Annotated in this window: 19 protein-coding genes and 1 rRNA gene; 5 read left to right on the top strand and 15 right to left on the bottom strand. The window is 74.4% G+C overall.

All coding sequences use genetic code 11. The features are described from left to right. Positions 1-74: 74 nt before the first annotated feature. Positions 75-1,457: an FAD-binding oxidoreductase gene (locus tag ACZ6J5_RS22725; RefSeq protein WP_469394252.1), complete on the top strand. Its 1,383-nt coding sequence runs from the start codon at positions 75-77 to the stop codon at positions 1,455-1,457. A 154-nt stretch (positions 1,458-1,611) separates the two neighbouring features. Here ACZ6J5_RS22725 and ACZ6J5_RS22720 read toward each other — a convergent pair whose 3' ends face one another. Together ACZ6J5_RS22720 and ACZ6J5_RS22715 are read right to left on the bottom strand one after the other, a co-directional pair. Continuing rightward, positions 1,612-1,752, bottom strand: coding sequence for a hypothetical protein (locus tag ACZ6J5_RS22720; RefSeq protein WP_469394734.1), 141 nt, complete (start codon positions 1,750-1,752; stop codon positions 1,612-1,614). Between the two features lie 149 nt (positions 1,753-1,901). Next, the gene (locus tag ACZ6J5_RS22715; RefSeq protein ID WP_469394250.1) at positions 1,902-3,419 is read right to left on the bottom strand and encodes an APC family permease; all 1,518 of its coding nucleotides are present in this window, start codon (positions 3,417-3,419) and stop codon (positions 1,902-1,904) included. 161 nt (positions 3,420-3,580) lie between these two features. On the opposite strand from ACZ6J5_RS22715, the gene ACZ6J5_RS22710 reads away from it, so the two are divergent. Beyond that, positions 3,581-5,203 (top strand): PucR family transcriptional regulator, encoded by a 1,623-nt coding sequence (locus tag ACZ6J5_RS22710; RefSeq protein WP_469394248.1) that lies wholly within the window; start codon positions 3,581-3,583, stop codon positions 5,201-5,203. A 50-nt stretch (positions 5,204-5,253) separates the two neighbouring features. Here the strand turns inward: ACZ6J5_RS22710 and ACZ6J5_RS22705 are convergent, their stop codons facing one another. After that, positions 5,254-6,339 carry a glycosyltransferase family 4 protein gene (locus ACZ6J5_RS22705; RefSeq protein ID WP_469394246.1) on the bottom strand — a complete coding sequence of 362 codons (1,086 nt, stop codon included), beginning with the start codon at positions 6,337-6,339 and terminating at the stop codon, positions 5,254-5,256. Between the two features lie 141 nt (positions 6,340-6,480). Beyond that, positions 6,481-7,227, bottom strand: a complete 747-nt coding sequence (locus ACZ6J5_RS22700; protein WP_469394244.1) for a hypothetical protein — start codon at positions 7,225-7,227, stop codon at positions 6,481-6,483. Between the two features lie 71 nt (positions 7,228-7,298). Here ACZ6J5_RS22700 and ACZ6J5_RS22695 point away from each other — a divergent pair, with 71 nt between their 5' ends. Continuing rightward, positions 7,299-8,366: an HNH endonuclease signature motif containing protein gene (locus tag ACZ6J5_RS22695; RefSeq protein WP_469394242.1), complete on the top strand. Its 1,068-nt coding sequence runs from the start codon at positions 7,299-7,301 to the stop codon at positions 8,364-8,366. Positions 8,367-8,438: 72 nt separating this feature from the next. On the opposite strand, the gene recN is transcribed toward ACZ6J5_RS22695, so the two are convergent. From recN to ACZ6J5_RS22675, 4 genes are all read right to left on the bottom strand, one after another. Further along, positions 8,439-10,181 (bottom strand): DNA repair protein RecN, encoded by a 1,743-nt coding sequence (gene recN, locus ACZ6J5_RS22690; protein ID WP_469394240.1) that lies wholly within the window; start codon positions 10,179-10,181, stop codon positions 8,439-8,441. Between the two features lie 132 nt (positions 10,182-10,313). Further along, positions 10,314-11,237, bottom strand: coding sequence for an NAD kinase (locus ACZ6J5_RS22685; RefSeq protein ID WP_046909537.1), 924 nt, complete (start codon positions 11,235-11,237; stop codon positions 10,314-10,316). Further along, a complete protein-coding gene (locus ACZ6J5_RS22680) occupies positions 11,234-12,049 on the bottom strand; it encodes a TlyA family RNA methyltransferase (RefSeq protein ID WP_469394238.1) in 816 nt (271 codons plus the stop codon). The genes ACZ6J5_RS22685 and ACZ6J5_RS22680 overlap by 4 nt, the downstream gene beginning before the upstream one ends. A 7-nt stretch (positions 12,050-12,056) precedes the next feature. Further along, on the bottom strand, positions 12,057-12,389 hold the full coding sequence (locus ACZ6J5_RS22675) for a hypothetical protein (RefSeq protein WP_469394236.1): 333 nt from the start codon (positions 12,387-12,389) through the stop codon (positions 12,057-12,059). 42 nt (positions 12,390-12,431) lie between these two features. Here ACZ6J5_RS22675 and ACZ6J5_RS22670 point away from each other — a divergent pair, with 42 nt between their 5' ends. After that, positions 12,432-12,779, top strand: coding sequence for an SCP2 sterol-binding domain-containing protein (locus tag ACZ6J5_RS22670; RefSeq protein WP_469394234.1), 348 nt, complete (start codon positions 12,432-12,434; stop codon positions 12,777-12,779). On the opposite strand, the gene ACZ6J5_RS22665 is transcribed toward ACZ6J5_RS22670, so the two are convergent. The 4 genes from ACZ6J5_RS22665 to ACZ6J5_RS22650 all read right to left on the bottom strand — a co-directional run bounded on the left by ACZ6J5_RS22665 (position 12,768) and on the right by ACZ6J5_RS22650 (position 17,169). Next, positions 12,768-13,721 carry an ABC transporter ATP-binding protein gene (locus ACZ6J5_RS22665; RefSeq protein ID WP_469394232.1) on the bottom strand — a complete coding sequence of 318 codons (954 nt, stop codon included), beginning with the start codon at positions 13,719-13,721 and terminating at the stop codon, positions 12,768-12,770. The two genes, ACZ6J5_RS22670 and ACZ6J5_RS22665, sit on opposite strands and share 12 nt — an antisense overlap. Continuing rightward, positions 13,718-14,752 (bottom strand): FecCD family ABC transporter permease, encoded by a 1,035-nt coding sequence (locus ACZ6J5_RS22660; RefSeq protein ID WP_469394230.1) that lies wholly within the window; start codon positions 14,750-14,752, stop codon positions 13,718-13,720. Before ACZ6J5_RS22660 ends, ACZ6J5_RS22665 begins: the two co-directional genes overlap by 4 nt. Continuing rightward, positions 14,749-15,780 (bottom strand): iron chelate uptake ABC transporter family permease subunit, encoded by a 1,032-nt coding sequence (locus tag ACZ6J5_RS22655; protein WP_469394732.1) that lies wholly within the window; start codon positions 15,778-15,780, stop codon positions 14,749-14,751. The genes ACZ6J5_RS22660 and ACZ6J5_RS22655 overlap by 4 nt, the downstream gene beginning before the upstream one ends. Before the next feature lie 273 nt (positions 15,781-16,053). After that, positions 16,054-17,169, bottom strand: a complete 1,116-nt coding sequence (locus tag ACZ6J5_RS22650; RefSeq protein ID WP_469394228.1) for an HAD-IIA family hydrolase — start codon at positions 17,167-17,169, stop codon at positions 16,054-16,056. An 85-nt stretch (positions 17,170-17,254) separates the two neighbouring features. Here ACZ6J5_RS22650 and ACZ6J5_RS22645 point away from each other — a divergent pair, with 85 nt between their 5' ends. After that, positions 17,255-18,541 carry a DUF1015 domain-containing protein gene (locus tag ACZ6J5_RS22645; protein ID WP_469394226.1) on the top strand — a complete coding sequence of 429 codons (1,287 nt, stop codon included), beginning with the start codon at positions 17,255-17,257 and terminating at the stop codon, positions 18,539-18,541. A 64-nt stretch (positions 18,542-18,605) separates the two neighbouring features. On the opposite strand, the gene ACZ6J5_RS22640 is transcribed toward ACZ6J5_RS22645, so the two are convergent. The 3 genes from ACZ6J5_RS22640 to rrf all read right to left on the bottom strand — a co-directional run. Beyond that, entirely contained in the window at positions 18,606-19,418 is an 813-nt protein-coding gene (locus tag ACZ6J5_RS22640) for a tetratricopeptide repeat protein (RefSeq protein ID WP_469394731.1), read from the bottom strand. After that, positions 19,358-20,551, bottom strand: coding sequence for a hypothetical protein (locus tag ACZ6J5_RS22635; protein WP_469394757.1), 1,194 nt, complete (start codon positions 20,549-20,551; stop codon positions 19,358-19,360). Before ACZ6J5_RS22635 ends, ACZ6J5_RS22640 begins: the two co-directional genes overlap by 61 nt. A gap of 220 nt (positions 20,552-20,771) precedes the next feature. Continuing rightward, positions 20,772-20,863, bottom strand: a 5S ribosomal RNA gene (rrf, locus tag ACZ6J5_RS22630); the annotation flags it as partial.

Here is a 20,863-nt window from a genome sequence, read left to right as displayed (position 1 = left end):
GGGCTGAGGCGCGCGCACGGGGGGCCGGATCTACGATGGGAAGGTCCCGTCCCCCGTACGAAAGGGGGGCTCCCATGGCTCCCCACATCTCCGAGAGCGCCCTGGCCGGACTGGTCGAGGACCTGGCCGGTGAGGTGATCACTCCGGGCGGCCCGGACTACGACGAGGCCCGCGCCGTGCACAACGGCATGATCGACCGGCGCCCGTCGGTGATCGCCCAGTGCGCCAACGCGGCCGACGTGTCGAACGCGATCCTGTTCGGCTGCGAGGCCAGACTGCCGATCGCCGTGCGCGGCGGCGGGCACAGCGTCGCCGGGACCTCCGTGATCGACGGCGCGCTCGTCGTCGACCTGCGCCGGATGCACGGCGTCGTCGTGGACCCCGAGGACATGACGGTACGGATCGACGGCGGGGCGACCATGGCCCACCTGGACCGCGCCTGCCAGCCGTTCCAGGTGGCGACGACCGGCGGGCGGGTGTCCACGACCGGCGTCGGCGGCTTCACGCTCGGCGGCGGCTCGGGCTGGCTGGAGCGGAAGTTCGGTCTGGCCAGCGACAACCTGCTGGCCGTCGACCTGGTCACCGCCGAGGGCCGGCACGTCCACGCCACCGACGAGGAGAACCCGGAGCTGTTCTGGGCGCTGCACGGCGGCGGCGGCAACTTCGGGGTGGCGACCTCGCTCACGATGCGGCTGCACCCGCTGCCCGAGATGAGCATGTCGATGCTGCTCTACCCGCCCGAGAAGGCACCCGAGGTGGTGCGGACCTTCCGGGACCTCGGGGCCGTCGCGCCCGACGGGATGGGTGGCGGCGCTATCTATCTGCCGGCTCCCCCGGAGCCATTCATACCCGCCGACCTGGTCGGCAAGCTGGTCTGCGGGGCGCTGTTCACGTACGCCGGGCCGGTGGCGGAGCTGCGGGAGTTCGCGGCGCCGCTGTTCGCGCTGGGGCCGGTGGTGGAGGTCGTCACGGACCTCCCGTACGCGGACCTCCAGTCGATGATGGACGACCCGCCGGGGCTGCGGAACTACTGGTCGGCCGAGTATCTGCGGGAGCTCCCGGACGAAGCCGTGGACGTGTTCTGCGCCCGAGGCACCGGGATCCCGGCGGGCACGGCCACCCAGCACGTGCTGTTCCTGATGGGCGGCGCGGTGGCCGCCGGGCCCTCCGGGTACCCGCAGCCGTGGCGCACCGCGCCCTGGGCGGTGCACCCCTTCGCGACCTGGGAGGACCCGGCGGACGACGAGGCGGCCCGGCAGTGGGTGCGCGACGTGCGCTCCGACGTGCGGCCGTGGGCGCTCGACTCGACGTACCTGAACTTCGTCGGCGCCGAGGGCGAGCAGCGGATCGTCTCCTCGTTCGGTGCGGAGAACTACCGCCGGCTCGCCGCCGTCAAGGCCGCCTACGACCCGGAGAACGTGTTCCGGTACAACCAGAACATCGTCCCGGCCGGCTGAACCGGCCGCCGCCTGACGCAGCGCGGCGATCACCTCCTTCGCGGCCCGCTCGCCCTCGGTCGCGCCGCCCACCATGAAGCCCTGGAAGTCGTACGAGCGGTGCTCGCCGCCGAGGTGGATCCGGCCCCCATCCGGGCGTCCCGCAGCAGGTTCGTCACGAGCGGTCGAGGCCGGCCCTGTCGGCCCCGTACTCGACGTCGTAGGCGCCGCCGAGGAAGTCCTCGGTGTCGAGGCCGAAGCGGCGGCACAGCTCCAGGATCTTCCTGTGGCTGGTGTCGATGAGCTCGCCGCCGATCTCGGAGGTCTGCCCGTAGGCCCAGTGCGCGCGCTGGGTCCATATCCGGCCGCCGGGCGTCGGCGTGCTCGGCGGCCAGTCGCTTCAGGAGGTGCATCGGGTTGGTGCGTGCCAAGGGGCGCTCCTGGGTGATCGTCGGGGAGGAGGGATCAGCTCTGCGGCACGGCGGCGGGGGCGGGCTCCTCGGTGTCGTCGGCGCGTTCGGCGGCGTCCTCCAGGACGATCCGGCCGATGATCTCGTAGCGCTCGGGGCGCCGGGCCTTGAGGTACCAGCCCAGGCCGAGGCCGCCGAAGAAGACCAGGCCGACGATCCAGGGGATGGCCTTGAAGAAGAGGGAGCCGGCGGCGAGCCCGGCCGCGGTCTCCATGTTCATGATCAGCAGCACGACGACGGCGGTCATGCCGACGCCGCCGAGGAGCGGGGCGACGAGGGTCTTGAACCAGTGCCGGTCTTCGGGGTGGTTCTTGCGGAAGTAGCCGATGACGGCGAAGGAGCAGAGGGTCTGCACGATGAGGATCGCCATCGTGCCGAGGATCGCGAGCAGCGTGTAGAGGTGGATGTACGGGTCCTGGCCGGTGACCCAGAAGGCGCCGACGAGGAGCACGGCGATGGTGCTCTGCGTGAAGGAGGCGATGTACGGCGAGCCGTGCCGCGCGTGGGTGCGGCCGAGCGCCGGGTGCAGGAAGCCCTCGCGGCCGATCGCGTAGAGGTAGCGGGAGGCGCACTGGTGGAAGGCCATGCCACAGGCGAAGGAGCCGGTGAGCAGCAGCCACTGGAAGGCGTCGACGGCCCAGGCGCCGATGAAGGACTCGGTGGGGGCGAAGAACAGGTCGAGCGGACTGGCGGAGGCGGACAGCTTCACCGAGCCGGCGAGGCCGTTGCCGGCGATCGTCATCCAGGAGACGTAGATGTAGAAGAGCCCGACGCCGACGACGGAGATCAGGGTCGCCTTGGGGATCACCCGCTTGGGGTCGCGGGACTCCTCCCCGTACATCGCGGTCGACTCGAAGCCCACCCAGGACCAGAAGGCGAAGAAGAGACCGAGCCCGGCGGAGGCGCCGGTGAAGGCGTTCTTCGGGTTGATCGGCTCGACCGGGATGCCGTCGGGGCCGCCGCCCGCGATCAGCACCGCCGTGGCCACCGCGAACAGCACCGCGATCTCGGCGATCAGCATCACGCCGAGCGCCTTCGCGGTGAGGTTGATGTCGAAGAACGAGAGGAGCGCGGTGATCGCCAGCATCACGGCCGCGTAGCCGGCCCACGGCAGGTCCACGCCGAGCTGGTCGGCCACGGTCGTCTTGGCGAAGTAGGCGAAGACGCCGACGATCGAGGCCTCGAAGACGATGTAGGCGAGGACGGCGAGCATGCCGGAGGCCATGCCCGCGATCCGGCCGAGGCCGTGCGAGATGTAGCCGTAGAAGGCGCCCGCCGCGGTGATCCGCTTCGCCATGGCCACGTAGCCGACCGAGAAGACGGTCAGGACGACGGTCGCGAAGAGATAGCCGGCGGGGGCGCCGACGCCGTTGCCGAAGCCGACGGCGATGGGGAGGTTGCCGGTCATCGCCGTGATGGGGGCCGCCGTGGCGACCGCCATGAAGACGACTCCGACGAGGCCGACCGAGTCCGCCTTGAGCCGGTGGACCTCTGGGGTGGGGTTCTCTGCCATGGCGCAGGAGCATCCTCTGGGGTGATGTAGGCCACAATCGACATGCGGTCGCACAATTCCCGCCACGGGACGACGAGTTGTCGCCCTGACGGCTGAGGGGTTCCGTCCGGTAACACCCCGGTGATGTCCCCGGAACCCGGACCCGGGTAGCGTCCCGCCCCATGGACAATCAGGGCGGGATCACCGTGCAGCGGGCACTCGAACTTCCGGGGCTGCGCGGCGGGCTCCCGGAGGTCGTCGCGGGCGCCGACCGGCTGCACCGCACCGTGCGCTGGGTGCACGCCGGCGAGGTGCCCAACATCGCCTCGCTGCTCAAGGGCGGCGAACTGCTGCTCACCACGGGCCTCGGGCTCGGCACCCGCCCCGCCGAGCAGCGCGCCTTCGTGCGGCGGCTCGCCGAGCGGGGCATCGCGGCGCTCGTCGTCGAGCTGGGCCCCCGCCTCGCCCGGCTGCCGGCGACGATAGTGGAGACCGCCCGGGCCACCGGCCTCCCCCTGGTCCAGCTGCACCGCGAGGTCCCCTTCGTCGCCGTCACGGAGGAGATCCACACCGAGATCGTCAACGGGCACTACGCGCTCCAGCGGCAGGCCGAGGAGGTCCACCGGCAGTGCACGGAGGCGCTGCTCGGCGGCGGCGGGGTGCCGCAGGTGCTGCGGATCCTCGCCGACTTCTCCCTCAACCCGGTCTTCCTGGAGACCGCCGACGGCCAGCTGCTGTACGCGGCGGGCACCGAGTCCGGCCCGGCCGACCCGCTCCAGGTCTGGGACGGGCTGCGCGGCGGGCGGGCGGCGCGGGAGTCCGGGCCGCCGGTCGGCTCGGTCCTGGTCGACGTGCCCGGCGGCGGCCCCGGCTCGGGCAGCGTCCGGGCCCGGCTGGTCCTGCTCGCCGTCTCGTCCGCGCTGTCCCCCGTGCACCGGATGGCCGCCGAGCGGGCCGCCGGGCTGCTCGCGGTCGTCCTGATGCAGGCCCGGCAGGAGGAGGAGCTGGCGGCGCGGGGCCGAGGCGACTTCCTGACCGACCTCGCGGAGGGCCGCATCTCGGCGGAGGACGCCCCCGCCCAGGCCCGCGTCCTCGGCTTCCGGCCCGGCGACGGCCCACTGCTGCCCGTCGTCATGCGGCTGGCCTCCGAGCTCTCCGCCTCCGGCAACTGGGCGCTGCTGGCCCGCGCCGTCCTGGAGGAGCTCTCCTCGGTCGGCGTGCCCGTCCTGCTGGGCGTCCGGCCCGTGGAGGGCCGCGTCCCGCTCCTCCTCGGGCTGCGCTCCGAGTCCGAGCGCACCGCGGTCGCCGACCGGGTCGCGGCGGCGCTGCGGGCGGGTGTGGAGCGGGCCGGGCTGGAGCGGGCGGGCGTCCACCCGCCGGTCGTCGTGGTGGGCGTCGCGGGCGGCTGGGCGGCCGCCTCGGCGGGGCTGCGGCACGCGGCGGAGACGGCGACGGCCGCGCAGGGCCTGTCCGAGCTGCCCTGGTACGACGCCCGCCGCCTCGACACCGACCTGCTGCTGTGGCGGCTGCGGGACCACCCGGACCTGGCGGCGTTCGTGGACCGGGCCATCGGCCCGCTCCGCGACCACGACCGCACCTCCCGCCCGCCGCTCCTGCCGACCCTGGAGACCTACCTGGCCCACGCGGGCCGCAAGGCGGAGACCGCCCGCGAGCTGCACCTCAACCGCCAGACCCTGTACAACCGGCTGGCCCGCATCGCGGAGCTCCTGGGCACCGACCTGGACGACCCCCAGACGGTCCTGGCCCTCTCGCTGGCGCTGCGGGCCCGCCGCCACACGACCTGACCCCGGGGCGGGGCCGGCAGACGGGATGAGCGCGCGGCCGCATCCGGCCGCTACCGCCCCGTCAGCTCGTCGTAGACGCTCAGGACGTGCGCCACCGTCTCGTCCTCCGTCGGCCAGGTCCGCGCCTGCACCCGCCCCGCCGCCGCCAGGTCCAGCCGCCGGTCGGCGTCGTCCAGCAGCTCCCGCACCACCGCCGCCATCCCCTCGGCGTCGCCGTACGGCACGAGCTCGGCCGCGTCCCCGACGAGCTCCGGCACGCCGCCGACGGCCGTCGCGACCAGCGGCACGCCCAGCCGCAGCGCCTCCTGCGCGAGCAGCGAGCGGGCCTCCCACCGGGACGGCAGCACGGCCACGTCCGCCGCGGCCAGCAGCTCGGCCACGTCCTCCCGGCGCCCGATCAGCCGGACCCCCAGCCGCTCGCTCTCGATCCGCCGCTGGAGCTCCGGCCGCTCGGGCCCCTCCCCCGCGATCACCAGCAGCGGCTGCGGGTCCAGGTCCCGCCAGGCGCGTGCCGCGTCGAGCAGCATCCCGTACCCCCGGCCGGGCCGCAGCGCGCCCACCGCCATGAGCAAGGGCCGGTCCACGGCGCCCAGTTCGGCCCGCGCCTTCCCGTCGTGCAGGCAGACCGGAGCGCGCGAGGCGGGTACGGTCACGGGCGCCAGCCGGGCGTCCCGGGCACCGCGCCCGCGGGCCCGGTCGACCAGCTCCGACGAGGTGCCGAGGACGACGGCCGAGGCCCGCACGGTCCGCCGCTCCAGCAGCCGGACCAGCCCGGCACGGGCCCCCGCCGCCCGGCCCCGGGTGTGCCAGGTGGTGACCAGCGGCGCCCGCGAACCGCCGCCGCCCGACAGCGCGAGCGCGGCCCGCACGGAGGCGTCGAGACCGTGCGCGTGCACGACGTCCGCGCCGATGGAGAGGTTGCGGAGCGCCGCGACGGTGGCGGGGCCGCCATGCCGGGGCGTGGGCACGAAGTGGGCGCCGGCGCCCACGAAGTCGTAGGTGTGGTCGAGTTCGGGCGGGGCGCACACGGTCACCCGCACGCCCCTCGCCACGAGCCCCGAGGCCAGTGATCTGACGTGCGCGCTGCTTCCCGCGCCGCCGCCGCCGAGCACCTGGACCGTACGGAGCTGTGTCACGCGCCCAAGGATGCCAGTCCGTACGCACGTTCCGGCACCGAAGTGGCGTCGTTACCGTGTCGCGCGCCTCAACTTACCGACGGGGATCACCCACACGGGTGAGGCCGGTGCATGACGAGGCGCGTGCGCCCCGGCCCGGGCTCAGTCGGCGAGCTCCCCGTACACCGCCGCCGCGACCAGCCCCGCCGCGTGGACCACGAGCCCGAACCGTCCGTTCCCGGCGGCGACGGCCGCCCCGACGGCCGCCCCGAGGGCGTGCGCGCCGGTGCCGCCGAGCAGGGTCTCCTCGGCCAGGTCGTCGCCGAGGACGGCGGCCACGGCCCCCATGGGCGCGGCGGCCTGCGGCCCCCGCAGCAGCCCCGGCGCGCCGAGCGCGAGGACGACGAGCCCGGCCCGGCCCGGCCGGCCGTCGGCCAGGCCGACCAGGTGGGCGGTCCCGGCGATGACGGTCGCCGCGAGGACCTTGTCCAGCGGCCGCTCCTTGAGCAGCGCCCCGGCCGCCAGGGAGGCGGCCCCGATCCCGAACAGCCTGACCGCCCCGGCGGTCACCTCGCCCTCCCGCAGCGCCGCGAGCCGCGCCCGGAAGCCGCGCCGGCCGTCACCACCCCCGTCACCGTCACCGGGGACGTCGCCTCGGACGTCTCCGTACGCCCCGCACGCCCCCGCCGCCAGCACCGCGAGGACGGCCGGCCCCCCGCCGGGCACCGCCCCGGCCCCCGCGGCGGCACCGAGGGCGACCGCGGGGCCCGCGTACAGGGGGACGCCCCGCCCCGCGTGGTTCGTCCGCTCCCAGCGGGGTCCGCCGATCCGCCGCAGCCCCTCGTACACGCCCCGGGACACCCCGGCGGCCACGGCGAGCGAAGCGGCCCTGCCACCTGTCCTGATCATGCCGTTCAGCCTAACGCCGTGTCAGAGGCGGCTGACAGGCTGTCCGCGCACGACGCGACACGGGAGGGGACATGGCGAAGAAGCCGCGGCAGCAGACCCGCACGGGTCGGGGGAAGAGGCCCGAAGGGGTGGCGATCTACCACGACATGAAGGTGTACGAGAACTTCGAGCGCTGCGCCCAGCGCCTCTTCGAGATGGTCGGCTGGGCCCAGCGGGAGTCCCCCGGGGCGCCGCGCCTGCTGTTCCTCGACATCCAGGGCCACCGGAACTCGGCGGGGGGCTTCGACCACGACGCCTTCGAGCTGATGCAGGACTTCGGCATGGGCTACCTGCTGCAGTACCTGACCGAACTCAGTACGCCGCTGTTCCGGGTCCGGAACGACCGTCAGCGCGACGACCTGCCCGCCACCCTGGTCATCGGCTACCCGGACGACGGCAGCGACTACGGCTACGACGCGGCGAAGCTGTCCCTGAAGCCGCGCGAGAGGCACGCGGAGGAGCGCAGGTCCAAGCCGACTCTCAAGGCCATCACCGCGTACCTGGGGCTCGACGAGCCCGCCTGCCTGGTCTGCTGGAAGCGGCCGGTCGAGCGCTGCCACGTGGTCCCCGACAAGCTCGGCGGCTCCAACGACGTGCGGAACTTCGCCCTGCTCTGTCCCGCCCACCACGCCGAGGCCCCCGACGTCGCCGACGCCGAGAGCTTCTGGGCCTGGGTCGACTACGCCGAGCTCCGCGACAGCCCGGACAAGTGGCTGGACGCCCCGGCGGAACTCCAGGAGTGGCTGAGCCGGAACGGGGTGCGGGTCGGCACGCCGCGCAGGGAGCCGCAGTCGTTCTTCTCGGCGGTCAAGCGCGAGCTGAAGGGGCTGTACGGCTGGACGGACGCGCACTTCACGTCGGCGGTGTGGGAGGAGCTCATGGAGGAGTTCCACACGGTGCTCGACTCCGCCACGGGCAAGCACTTCTCCATCGAGAAGAAGGTCTCGACGTACGCCTGGGCCTACGACGTGGCACGCCGCCGCGTGACCGGGGAGACCGGCCCCGGCCAGGGGATCGTGACGCACCTGTCGCCCCCCGGCCGCGACGGGACCGACGGCGCCGACGGCGGCCGGGGACCGGACCGGGCCCCCGGACCGTGACCCGCCGCCGTGGCCCGCCGGACGCGACCGCCGGACACGAACCGCGGGCCGCGAGCCGTCAGACGGAGGCCGTCATCCGTCCGCCCGCGCCGTGGCGAGGAGTTCCTCGGCGTGCGCCCGCGCGGTCTCCGAGTCCTCCTGGCCCGCCAGCATCCGGGACAGCTCCCGGACCCGGTCCTCGCCCTCCAGGACGGTGACGCCGGAGCGGGTGACGGAGCCGTCGTTGGTCTTCTCCACCAGCAGCTGACGGTCGGCGAAGGCGGCGACCTGCGGCAGGTGGGTGACGACGACGACCTGCGCGGTCTTCGCCAGCTTGGCGAGCCGGCGCCCGATCTCGACCGCCGCCTTGCCGCCGACGCCCGCGTCGACCTCGTCGAAGAGATAGGTGGGCACCGGGTCCGTGCCCGCGAAGACGACCTCCACCGCCAGCATCACCCGGGACAGCTCGCCACCGGACGCGCCCTTGGCGATCGGCCTCGGCGGGGCCCCGGGGTGCGGGGCCAGCAGCAGCTCGACCTCGTCGGCGCCGGACGGGCCGTAGGCGACCCGGCGGCCGGCGACCTCGACACCTTCCGGGTCCTCGGTCTGCCCGATCGCGAACGACACCCGCGCGTGCGGCATCGCCAGCGAGGCGAGCTCGGCGGTGACGGCGTCGGCGAACCGCGCCGCCGCCTCCGTACGGGCGTCCGTGAGCCGCTGCGCCAGCAGCGACAGCTCGTCGCGCAGCCGGTCCCGCTCCCCGGTCAGCTCGCCGACCCGGTCCTCGTCCCCGTCCAGCTCGGTCAGCCGCGAGGCACTGTCCTCGGCCCAGGCGAGCACGGCGGCGATGTCCGCCCCGTACTTCCGGGTCAGCTGCGTGAGCAGCGCCCGCCGCTCCTCGACGGCGGCGAGCCGCAGCGGGTCGGCGTCCAGGTCGTCGGCGTACCCGGCGAGCTCACCGGCCACGTCCGACAGCAGGATGGAGATCTCGCCCATCCGCTCGGCGAGCGCGGCGAGCGCCGGGTCGTGCGCCCGGACGGTCTCCAGGGCCCGGCCCGCGCCCGCGACGAGCGTCGTCGCGTCGACGGCCTCGGGGTCCTCCGGCTGGCCCGCGAGCGCGGCGTGCGCGAGGGCGGCGGCGGAGGCCAGGGACTCGGCGTGCCCGAGCCGCTCCGCCTCGGCGGCCAGCTCGACGTCCTCGCCCGGCAGCGGCGCCACCGCCTCGATCTCGCCGAGCCCGAACCGCAGCAGGTCCGCCTCCTGGGCCCGCTCCCGGGCCCGGGTGGTGATCTCCTCCAGCTCCACCGCGACGGCCCGCAGCCGCCGGTACGCCTCGCCGTACGCGCCCAGCGGGACGGCGACGGCGTCCCCCGCGTACCGGTCGAGCGCCCCGCGCTGCCGGGCCGGCTTCAGCAGCCCCTGCTGGTCGGTCTGGCCGTGCACCGCCACCAGCTCGTCCGCGAGCTCCGCGAGCAGCCCCACCGGCACCGACCGCCCGCCCAGGTGCGCCCGCGAGCGCCCCTCGGCCGAGACGGTACGGCTGACCAGCAGCGCGCCCTCGTCGAGCTCGGCGCCCGCCTCCTCGGCGCGCGCGGCGACCGGCGCGCCCGGGGGCAGCGCGATGCGGCCCTCCACGACGGCGGCGCCCGCCCCGATCCGTACCAGGGCCGGATCGGCGCGCCCGCCGAGCAGCAGCCCGAGGCTGGTCACGACCATCGTCTTGCCCGCGCCGGTCTCGCCGGTCACCGCGGTGAACCCGGGCGACAGCTCGACCACCGCGTCGTCGATGACCCCGAGCGACCGTATCCGCATCTCCTCCAACACGGAGAAGACCATACGAGGTCGGAGCCCCGCTGTGCGACGGCCCCTGCCGCCCGGGAGCGAATCCGCAGGTCACAGGGGCCTTCTGTCACCCACCGGAGTGGACCTTCGGACCTGTCCGGCGGGTCCGCCCCGCCCGTGCCGGGCTCAGTGCGGCGCGCCGCGCCAGCCCGACACGGGCAGGGCGAACTTCGCCACCAGCCGGTCGGTGAAGGAGGCGTGGTGCAGCCGGGCGAGCCGGACCGGGACGGCCCCGCGCCGGACCTCGACCCGGGCGCCGGCGGGCAGCTCCACCGTGCGCCGCCCGTCGCACCACAGCACCCCGTGCGGGGTGTGCGGCTCGACCTCGACGGCGAGCACCGAGTCGGGCGTGGTCACGAGCGGCTTGGCGAACAGGGCGTGCGCCCCGATCGGCACCATCAGCAGCGCCTCGACCTCGGGCCAGATCACCGGGCCGCCCGCCGAGAAGGCGTACGCCGTCGAGCCGGTCGGGGTCGCGCAGATCACCCCGTCGCAGCCGAAGCCGGTCACCGGCCGCCCGTCGATCGCGAGGACGACCTCCAGCATCCGCTCCGGCGACACCTTCTGCACGGCCGCCTCGTTGAGCGCCCAGTCGCGGTGCAGGACGTCGCCGTTCTGGTAGACGGTGACGTCGAGGGTCATCCGCTCCTCGACCTCGTACGCCTTGGTCACGACCCGGTCGACGACCTTGTCCAGGTCGTCCCGCTCGGCCTCGGCGAGGAAGCCGACCCGGCCGAGGTTGACCCCGAGCATCGGCACCCCCGAGGCGCGGGAGAACTCGGAGCCGCGCAGCAGGGTGCCGTCGCCGCCGAGGACGACGAGCAGTTCACAGCCGTCGAGCGCGTCCGAGCAGGCCTCGGGCACCTTCTCGACGGACGGCGGCAGCGGCAGGTCCGCCGCCTCGGCCTCCAGGACGCGGACCCCGATGCCGCTGCGGAGCAGCCCGAGGACGACGAGTTCGGCGCTGCGCACGGCGGCCGGCCGGCCGGTGTGCGCGAGCAGGAAGACGGTACGGGTGCTGTCGGTCGAGGTGCTGGAACCAGTGCTCAACGAGGTCCTTCCGCCACGGCGCGGTCGACGTCCGCCGGATCGAGGGCGGGCGCCCCGGCCCGCAGCCACAGAAAGTACTCGACGTTGCCGGAGGGCCCGGGCAGCGGGCTCGCCGTGACGCCGACGACACCGAGCCCGAGCTCGCCCGCCCGCCGGGCCACGTTCTTGACGGCGTCGGCGCGCAGCTCGGCGCTGCGGACGACGCCGCCGGTGCCCAGGCGCTCCTTGCCCACCTCGAACTGCGGCTTGACCATGAGGACGAGGTCGGCGTCGGGCGCGGTGCAGGCGGCGAGGGCGGGCAGCACCAGGCCGAGCGGGATGAAGGACAGGTCGCCGACGACGAGGTCGACGGGGATGCCTTCGATGGCGTCGAGGGTCAGTTCGCGCACGTTGGTGCGGTCCTTGACGGTGACCCGCTCGTCGCTCTGCAGCGACCAGGCGAGCTGCCCGTAGCCGACGTCGACGGCGACGACGTGGGCGGCGCCCGCGCGCAGCAGCACGTCGGTGAAGCCACCGGTGGAGGCGCCCGCGTCGAGCGCCCGGCGGCCCTCGACCCGCAGGCCCAGCGGCACGAAGGCGGCGAAGGCGCCGGCCAGCTTGTGCCCGCCGCGCGAGACGTAGTCGGGGTCGGCGTCGTCCTGGGCGACGACGATGGCCGCGGCGGTCTCCACCTGGGTGGCGGGCTTGGTGGCGACGGTCTTGCCGACGGTCACCCGGCCCGCGGTGATCAGCTGGCTGGCGTGCTCGCGCGAGCGCGCCAGCTTGCGCCGTACCAGCTCGGCGTCGAGACGGCGGCGGACCGGTCCTGCCACGTTCGGTTCAGCTCCTGTTGTCGTACGGACGGGGGGCGGGGCGCTCGTCGAGCGAGCTCAGCTCGGCGCGCAGCCCACGGTGTACATCCTCGTACACGTCGAGGTGTCCGTCGGCCGTGAGGTGGTCGGCGTCGCCGAGCCGGTCCAGGAGCGCGTCGACGGCGGGCCGCCCGGTGGGGGTCCGTACGACGCCGAGCGGGGCGGGCGCGGCGGCCTCGTAGGGGTCGCCGGGCCCGGGGCCGGAGGGCTCGCCGGACGCGGGGCCGGAAGCGGCCGGGGGCCCTTCGGCGGCGCCGCCGGCCGGCCGGGCATCCGCGGGGTGCGGGTACGCGTCGTTCATGCCCCGACGCTACCGCGAAGCGCTGGGGTACCGTCGTCGGCGATGGCGACGATCACGGAGTGCCGCGGCGCACTGAGCAGACTTTCGGACAACCTCGCGCGGGCGGACGAGGGGGTGCGCGGTGCGGCCGCGTTCGACCGCACCCTGAGCTGCCACCTGACGGACCTGGACACGACCTTCACCGGCAGGCTGCTGGACGGCCGGATCGAGGTCGAGGACACCGTCCCCGGCCCGCCGCCCCACAAGGCGCAGATCCGCCTCCGGATGACCGGCGACGACCTGGTGGCGATGGTGGACGGCGAGCTGAACTTCGCGAAGGCCTGGGCCTCCGGCCGGGTCGGCCTGGAGGCGGGCTTCCGCGACCTCCTCAGACTGCGGTCACTTCTGTAGCGCGGGTTCCGGCAGCACCGCCGCGCCGGGCGCGGCGGCACCGGCGGCGTCCGCGTCCGCACCCGCCTCCGCGGCGGCGGCCGGCGTCCCGGTCCCGCGCCCGGCCCGCGCCTTGCGCCCCGCCGGGACGACCAGCGGGGTGCCCGTCTCGGGGTCCTCGATGACCTGGCAGCGCAGCCCGAAGACCCGCTCGACCAGCTCGGCCGTGACGACCTCCGACGGCGGCCCCTCGGCGACGACCTCGCCGTCGCGACAGGCGATGAGGTGGGTGGCGTACCGGGCGGCGTGGTTGAGGTCGTGCAGCACGGCGACGAGGGTGCGGCCCTGGTTCTCGTGCAGCTCGGCGCACAGGTCGAGGATGTCGATCTGGTGCTGGATGTCGAGGAAGGTCGTCGGCTCGTCGAGGAGCAGCAGCGGCGTCTGCTGCGCGAGCGCCATGGCGATCCAGACCCGCTGCCGCTGCCCGCCGGACAGCTCGTCCACGTACCGCTCGGCGAGCTCGGCGACCCCGGTCGAGGCCATCGACTCCTGCACGACCCGCTCGTCCTCGGGCGACCACTGACGCAGCAGCCCCTGGTGGGGGTACCGGCCCCGCGCGACGAGGTCGGCGACGGTGATGCCGTCGGGGGCGATGGACGACTGCGGGAGCAGTCCGAGGGTCTTGGCGACCTTCTTGGCGGGCAGCGAGTGGATCGCCTGCCCGTCGAGCAGCACCCGGCCCTGACTGGGCTTGAGCATCCGGGACAGCGCGCGCAGCAGCGTGGACTTGCCGCAGGCGTTGGGGCCGACGATGACGGTGAAGGAGTGGTCGGGGATCGCGACGCTGAGGTCGCGGGCGATGACCCGCTGGTCGTAGGCGAGCGTGACCGACTCGGCCATGAGCCGCTGCGCCTGCTGCTGCCCGTTCATACCCTTGCTCCTGGTGGTGTTCTGGATGGTCATATCCGGCCCGCCTTCCGCTCGCTGACGAGCAGCCACAGCAGATAGCAGCCGCCGAGGACGCCGGTGACGACGCCGACCGGGAGCTGCCGCTCGCCGAAGGCGTGGGTGGCGGCCCAGTCGGCGACGAGCAGCAGGGCGGTGCCCATCAGCGCGGAAGCGGCGAGGTTGGGGCCGGCCGAACGGGTCAGCCGGCGGGCCAGCTGGGGCGCGCTCAGCGAGACGAAGACGATCGGCCCGGCGGCGGCGGTGGCGACGGCGACGAGCAGCACGGCCGAGGCCATGAGCACGAGCCGGGTCCGCTCGACCTTCACTCCGAGGGCGTACGCGGCGTCGTCGCCCATCTCCAGCATCCGCAGCGCCCGCCCGTGGCCGAGCACGACCGGCAGCAGCACGCAGCTGACGGCGAGCAGCGGCCAGAACTGGGCCCAGTCGCGGCCGTCGAGCGAGCCGGTCATCCAGACGACGGCCCGGGTGGCGTCGACGAGCTGTGCCTTGGTGATGAGGAAGTGGATGACGGCGGTGAGCATGGCGGCGGCGCCGATGCCGATGAGCACCAGCCGGTAGCCGTTGACACCGCGCTTCCAGGCCAGCAGGTAGATCACGACGCCGGTGACGAGACCGCCGACGATCGCGCCGCCGGCCGCCGCGGCGGCGCCGCCCTGGAAGAGCACCATGACGGTGAGCGCGCCGACGCTGGCGCCCTGGCCGAAGCCGATGACGTCGGGGCTGCCGAGCGGGTTGCGGGAGATGGACTGGAAGACCGCGCCGCCGATGCCGAGCGCGGCGCCGACGAAGACGGCGACGAGGACCCGAGGCAGCCGCAGGTCCATCACGGCGAACTCCTGCACCGGCGTGCCGTTGCCGAGCAGGGTGGCGACGACGTCGCCGGGCGCGATGGGGAAGTCGCCGCTGCCGATGAGCACGACCGAGGCGGCGAGGGACAGGACGAGCAGCCCGAGGACGGAGAGGAGCGCGCGCGGCTCGTAGCGTACGGAGAGGCCGCCGCCGGTCCGCAGGGTCTTGGTGCTCACAGCGTGGCCATCCTCTTGCGGCGGACGAGTCGGATGAAGACGGGCCCGCCGATGAGCGCCGTGACGATGCCGACCTGGAGCTCGGAGGGCCGCACGACGACCCGGCCGACGATGTCGGAGCCGAGCAGCAGCACGGGCGACAGGACGGCCGCGTACGGCAGGATCCAGCGCATGTCCGGGCCGGTGATCGAGCGCACGATGTACGGGACCATCAGGCCGAGGAAGACGATCGGCCCGCAGGCGGCGGTCGCCGCCCCGCACATCAGCGTGACGGCGAGCATCGCGATGACCCGGGTCCGGTTGAGGTGGGCGCCGAGCGCGCGGGCGGTGTCGTCGCCCATCTCCATGGCGTTCAGCGGGCGCACGATGAGCAGCGCGAGCACGGCGCCGACCAGGATGAACGGCGCGACCTGCGTGACGGTGTCCATGGTGGCGGAGGCCAGCGAGCCGACCGTCCAGAACCGCAGCCGGTCCAGGGCGGCGGAGTCCAGCAGCTGGACGGCGTTGACGTACCCGTAGAGGGCGGCCGTGGCCGCGGTCCCGGCGAGCGCGAGGCGCACGGGGGTGGCGCTGCGGCTGCCGCCGAGGACGTAGACGACGACGGAGACGACGGCGGCACCGACGAAGGCGAACCAGACGTACGCGTCGGCGTCGGTGACCCCGAGGAACGCGATCGCGGAGACGACCGCGGCGGCGGCGCCCGCGTTCACGCCGAGCAGACCGGGCTCGGCGAGCGGGTTGCGGGTGAGCCCCTGCATCACCGCGCCGGACAGCCCGAGGGCGAGGCCCACGAGCAGCCCGAGCAGGGTGCGGGGCACCCGGACGTCGTGGATGACCACGTCGTTGCGGATGCCGCTGTTCTGGAAAAGGCCGTGCCACACGTCGGCGAGCGGCACGGGCTTGGCGCCGATCATGATGCTCAGGACACAGACCAGCAGCAGGACTCCGACGGCGGCCACCAGACCGGCGGCACGCAGGGAGTTGCGGCGCGACGGTTTCGGGACAGGACCGACCGGCTCCGCGCTCATACGGGAGGGACTCTCGACCAACACGAGGTTAGGTTAGCCTACCCTCCCATCGGTGATCGATCCCCTGACAGCAGAAGGATCCGGAGCACCGATACGAGCCCGGGGGCCGACCCGCCGCCCCGGGCGGAGGGGTACGGGACCGGAGCCGGCCCGCCGCCCTCGGTCCCCGCACTCGATGGCCGCGCACCCGGCGGCCCCGCACCGGAACGCCCCCGCCCCGCGCCAGCGCCTCCCTCGACAGCGCGCCCCTCGCGCCCACGCCTCCGGCCGGTCCTAGGCCAGCCCCAGCCTCCCCAGCGCCTTCCCCGCGTCGAGGCCACAGGCACCCGAGCCCGCGGCCGTCCAGGCCACCGCGCACAGCGCCCGCACCCCGTCCAGCGGATCGAGCGAGCCCGCCACCGCACCCGCACCCGCACCACCCGCCTCGCCGGTCCCACCGGCTTCACCCGCCGCCTCCACCACGAGCGACCCGCCGCTCACCGAGGCCGTCCAGCCCCCGCACCGGAACGCCCCCTCGGCACCCGCCGTCGCCACCACCTCGGGCTGCGCCACGAGCAGCCCGCGCAGGTCGGCGGAGACGTAGGTCGGCCGGTGCTCCGGCACCGCGGCGAGCAGCCCCGCCACATCCGTCACACCGGTCAGCACCAGCAGCGAGTCGACGCCCCCGTTGAACGCCCCCTCGATGTCCGTGTCCATCCGGTCCCCCACCACCAGCGGACGCTCGGCCCCGGTGCGCAGCACCGTCTCGCGGTGCATCGGGGGCAACGGCTTGCCCGCGACCTTCGGCTCGGCCCCGGTCGCGATCCGCACGACCTCCACCGCGGCACCGTTCCCCGGCCCGATCCCCCGGGCCCCGGGAATCGTCAGGTCCGTGTTCGAGGCGTACCAGGGCAGCCCCCGCGCCACCGCGTAGCTCGCCTCCGCGAACCGCCCCCACGGCAGTTCCGGCCCCCCGTACCCCTGCACCACCGCCGCCGGGTCGTCGTCCGCCGACTCCACCGGCACCAGCCCCCGCTCGCGCAGCGCGACCCGCAGCCCCTCGCCGCCGATCAGCAGCACCCGCGAACCGGGCGGCAGCTCGTCCGCGATCAGCCGCGCCACCGCCTGTGCCGAGGTGATGACGTCGCCCGGCTCCGCCGGGATCCCGAGCTCGGTGAGGTGCGCCGCGACCGCGTCCGGCGTCCGCAGCGCGTTGTTCGTGACGTACGCGAGGTGCATCCCGCCCGCCCGGGCGGTGCCGAGCGCCTCGACGGCGTACGGGATCGCCAGCCCGCCCGCGTAGACGACGCCGTCCAGGTCGAGCAGCGCCGTGTCGTACGCCTCGCTCAGCGCGACCGCGCTCCCGTCCGGCTTGTTCCTGCCCTGCCGGCCCTGGCCGATTCCCGTCATGACCACGTGCTCCTCACGTCCTTCGGTGAAATTCCCCCGCTCCCCCGATCATCGCTCATCGCTACCCGCCACCTACGATGACGAGATGAACACTTCAGGTCACGCGGCCGATGACGTCCGCGCCCCAGGACTGCGCCTGGCCCCCTTCCGGGGCCTCCGGTACGTACCCGAACGGGTCGGCAGCCTGGCAGCCGTGACCTCGCCCCCGTACGACGTCGTCGTACGACCCGACGGACTCCTCCACCTGGAATCCGCCGACCCCCACAACATCGTGCGCCTGATCCTCCCCCAGGCCATCACCGCCGGCACCCGCCACCGCAAGGCCGCCGTCACCCTGGACCGCTGGCTCGCCGACGGCATCCTCGCCCCGGACCCCGACCCGGCGCTGTACGTGTACGAGCAGCGCGGCGACGGCATCCTCCAGCGCGGCCTCATCGGCGCCCTGGAGCTGTCCGCGCCCGGCGAGGGGATCGTCCTGCCGCACGAGGACGTCATGCCGCACGTCGTCGAGGACCGCGCCGCCCTCATGCGCACCACCGCCGCCAACCTGGAGCCGCTGCTCCTGACCTACCGAGGCGACGGCGACGGAGCGGGAGCGGTGATCGACCGCACGGTGGAGCGCGATCCGCTGCTCTCCACCACCACGGAGGACGGCTTCCACCACCGCCTCTGGGCCGTCACCAACCCGGCCGACCTCGCCGCGGTCGCCGCCGAGCTCGGCCGCCACCAGGCGCTGATCGCCGACGGCCACCACCGCTGGGCCACCTACCTGCGCCTGCGCGAGGAGCACACCGCGCCCGGCCCGTGGAACTACGGCCTGGTCCTCCTCATCGACACGGCCCGCTACCCGCTGCGGGTGCGGGCGATCCACCGCCTCCTGAACCGCCTCCCGGTCGCGGACGCCCTCGCCGCCCTGGGCGACTCCTTCCGCGTGACGCGCGTCGACGGCCCGCTGCCCGCCGCCCAGGAGGCCCTGGCGTCGGCCGCGGCCCACGGCAACGCCTTCCTCCTCGCCGGCGACGGCGCCTTCCACCTGGTGGACCGCCCGGACCCCGCCCTGCTGGCCGCCACGGTCCGCGCGGACCGCCCCGAGGCGTGGCGCACCCTGGACGCGACGGTCCTGCACGCCACGCTCCTGGAGCACGTCTGGCACATCCCGGACGCCCCGGAGGACATCGCCTACATCCACGACACGGAGGCGGCCGTCGCCCAGGCGGAGCGCCGGGGCGGTACGGCGGTCCTGATGCACCCGGTGAAGGAGGAGGTCGTCCGCGACCTGGCCCGCCAGGGCGTCACGATGCCCCGCAAGTCGACGTCCTTCGGCCCCAAGCCGGCCACGGGCCTGGTCCTGCGCAGCCTGGCGCTCGACTGACCCCGCCCCGGACATGACGAAGGCCCACCCCGCTCGGGGTGGGCCTTCGTCACAGGGTCACCCCTCAGACGTGACGACGCCGGTCCTCGTCGTCGTCATCGTCCTGGTCGTCATCGCCGTCGACGTCGACATCGTCCACGGAGCCCGCCTCGTCACCGAGCGCGCCCTCGTCACCGTCCCTGTCCCCGTCCTCGTCGTCCTCGAACGCGTCGGTGAACTCGACCCCGTCCAGCTCGGCGAGCCGGTCGGAGGCGTCCGTGGAGCCGTCCTTGTCGGCCTCCAGCGCCTTGGCGAACCACTCGCGGGCCTCGCGCTCACGCCCGGCGGCGAGCAGGGCGTCGGCGTAGGCGTACCGCAGGCGGGCGGTCCACGGGTGGTTGGCGTTGGACGCGAGCTCGGGGCTCTGCAGGGTCACGATGGCGGCGTCGAGCTGCCCCATGTCCCGGCGGGCACCGGCGGCCACGAGCCGCATCTCGACCTGCCCGGCCTTGTCCAGCTTCTGCACCTCGGGCTCGCCGGCCATGGCCAGCGCGCGCTCGGGACGGCCCAGACCGCGCTCGCAGTCCGCCATGACGGGCCACAGCTCGACGCTGCCGGTCATCCGGCGGGCGGCGCGGAACTCGGCGAGCGCCTCGGAGTACTTCTGCGTGGCGTACGCGGCGAAGCCGGCGGCCTCGCGGACGGCGGCGACGCGGGAGGCGAGCCGCAGCGCGACGCGCGAGTACTCGTACGCCTTCTCCGGCTCCTCGTCGATCAGCTGGGCGACCATGACGAGGTTGCGCGAGACGTCCTCGGCCAGCCCCTTGGGCAGGCTCATCAGTTCCTGACGCACATCCGGGTCGATCTCGTCGCCGGTGACCTCCGGCGGGATCGGCAGCCGCTTGATCGGCGCGCGGTCCGGACGGTCCCGGTCGTCGCGGCGCCCGTAGCCGCCACGGTCGTCCCGGCGGTCGTCGCGGCCACGGAAGCCGCCGCCACCACGCCGGTCGTCGTCCCGACGCGGCCCACGGGGCCGGTCGTCCCGCCGGTCGTCACGCCGGAACCCGCCACCACCGCGGTTGTCGTCACGCTGGTACGAGGAGGGCCGGTCGTCACGGCGGAAGGAGGGCCGGTCGTCGCGGCGGAACCCGCCACCACGGTTGTCATCCCGCCGGTCATCACGCCGGTCGTCCCGGCGGTCATCCCGCTGGTACGAGGAAGACGGCCGCTCGTCCCGCCCACGGTACCCACCACGGTTGTCGTCCCGCCGGTCGTCGCGACGGAACCCGCCACCACGGTTGTCGTCCCGGCGGTCATCCCGCTGGTACGAGGAGGACGGCCGCTCATCGCGCCCACGGTAACCACCGCCACCGCCACCACGGTTGTCATCGCGCCGGAAGCCGCTGCCGCCGCCACGGTTGTCATCACGGCGGAAGGAGGGCCGGTCGTCGCGGCGGAACCCGCCACCACGGTTGTCATCCCGCCGGTCATCACGCCGGTCGTCCCGGCGGTCATCCCGCTGGTACGAGGAAGACGGCCGCTCATCGCGCCCACGGTAGCCGCCACCGCCGCCACCGCCACGGTTGTCGTCGCGGCGGTCGTCACGCCGGAAGGACGGCCGGTCGTCCCGCCCGCGGTAGCCACCGCCACCGCCGCCACCACGGTTGTCGTCCCGCCGGAAGCCACCGCCACGGTTGTCATCACGGCGGTCGTCGCGCCGGAAGCCGCCGCCGCTGCTGCCGCTGCCGCCGCCGCCACGGTTGTCATCACGGCGGAAGGAGGGCCGGTCGTCGCGGCGGAACCCGCCACCACGGTTGTCATCGCGCCGGTCATCACGCCGGTCGTCCCGGCGGTCATCCCGCTGGTACGAGGAGGACGGCCGGTCGTCCCGCCCACGGTAGCCACCGCCACCGCCACGGTTGTCGTCACGACGATCGTCACGCCGGTCGTCCCGGCGGTCATCGCGCCGGAAGGACGGACGGTCGTCGCGGCCACGGTAGCCGCCGGCTCCGCCACCACGGTTGTCGTCACGACGCGGCCCACGGAAGCCGCCCCGGTCGCCACCGTCGCGGCGGCGCTCCGGACGGTCGTCGGGAGAGTTGGTGGACATCGACGTGACTCCTGTCTTCGGGTACTGCAGTCATTCTCGCGCAGCCGGCACCCCGACGCGCGCTTCAGAAAAATTCAAGGAAAAACAAAAGGACCCCTGGGTCCCAGCGTGAACGCTGGGACCCAGGGGTCCTGAAATATTGTTCGGCGGCGTCCTACTCTCCCACAGGGTCCCCCCTGCAGTACCATCGGCGCTGAAAGGCTTAGCTTCCGGGTTCGGAATGTAACCGGGCG

This window comes from Streptomyces sp. NPDC042100, from assembly GCF_055582325.1.
This window is presented reverse-complemented; position numbering and strand designations above follow the sequence as displayed.

Excerpts from the sequence above, each read along its gene's own strand:
- ACZ6J5_RS22725 (WP_469394252.1), top strand. The coding sequence starts at position 75 with ATGGCTCCCCACATCTCCGAGAGCGCCCTGGCCGGACTGGTCGAGGAC.
- ACZ6J5_RS22715 (WP_469394250.1), bottom strand. The coding sequence starts at position 3,419 with ATGGCAGAGAACCCCACCCCAGAGGTCCACCGGCTCAAGGCGGACTCG.
- ACZ6J5_RS22710 (WP_469394248.1), top strand. The coding sequence starts at position 3,581 with ATGGACAATCAGGGCGGGATCACCGTGCAGCGGGCACTCGAACTTCCG.
- ACZ6J5_RS22700 (WP_469394244.1), bottom strand. The coding sequence starts at position 7,227 with ATGATCAGGACAGGTGGCAGGGCCGCTTCGCTCGCCGTGGCCGCCGGG.
- ACZ6J5_RS22695 (WP_469394242.1), top strand. The coding sequence starts at position 7,299 with ATGGCGAAGAAGCCGCGGCAGCAGACCCGCACGGGTCGGGGGAAGAGG.
- recN (WP_469394240.1), bottom strand. The coding sequence starts at position 10,181 with ATGGTCTTCTCCGTGTTGGAGGAGATGCGGATACGGTCGCTCGGGGTC.
- ACZ6J5_RS22675 (WP_469394236.1), bottom strand. The coding sequence starts at position 12,389 with ATGAACGACGCGTACCCGCACCCCGCGGATGCCCGGCCGGCCGGCGGC.
- ACZ6J5_RS22670 (WP_469394234.1), top strand. The coding sequence starts at position 12,432 with ATGGCGACGATCACGGAGTGCCGCGGCGCACTGAGCAGACTTTCGGAC.
- ACZ6J5_RS22665 (WP_469394232.1), bottom strand. The coding sequence starts at position 13,721 with ATGACCATCCAGAACACCACCAGGAGCAAGGGTATGAACGGGCAGCAG.
- ACZ6J5_RS22655 (WP_469394732.1), bottom strand. The coding sequence starts at position 15,780 with ATGAGCGCGGAGCCGGTCGGTCCTGTCCCGAAACCGTCGCGCCGCAAC.
- ACZ6J5_RS22650 (WP_469394228.1), bottom strand. The coding sequence starts at position 17,169 with ATGACGGGAATCGGCCAGGGCCGGCAGGGCAGGAACAAGCCGGACGGG.
- ACZ6J5_RS22645 (WP_469394226.1), top strand. The coding sequence starts at position 17,255 with ATGAACACTTCAGGTCACGCGGCCGATGACGTCCGCGCCCCAGGACTG.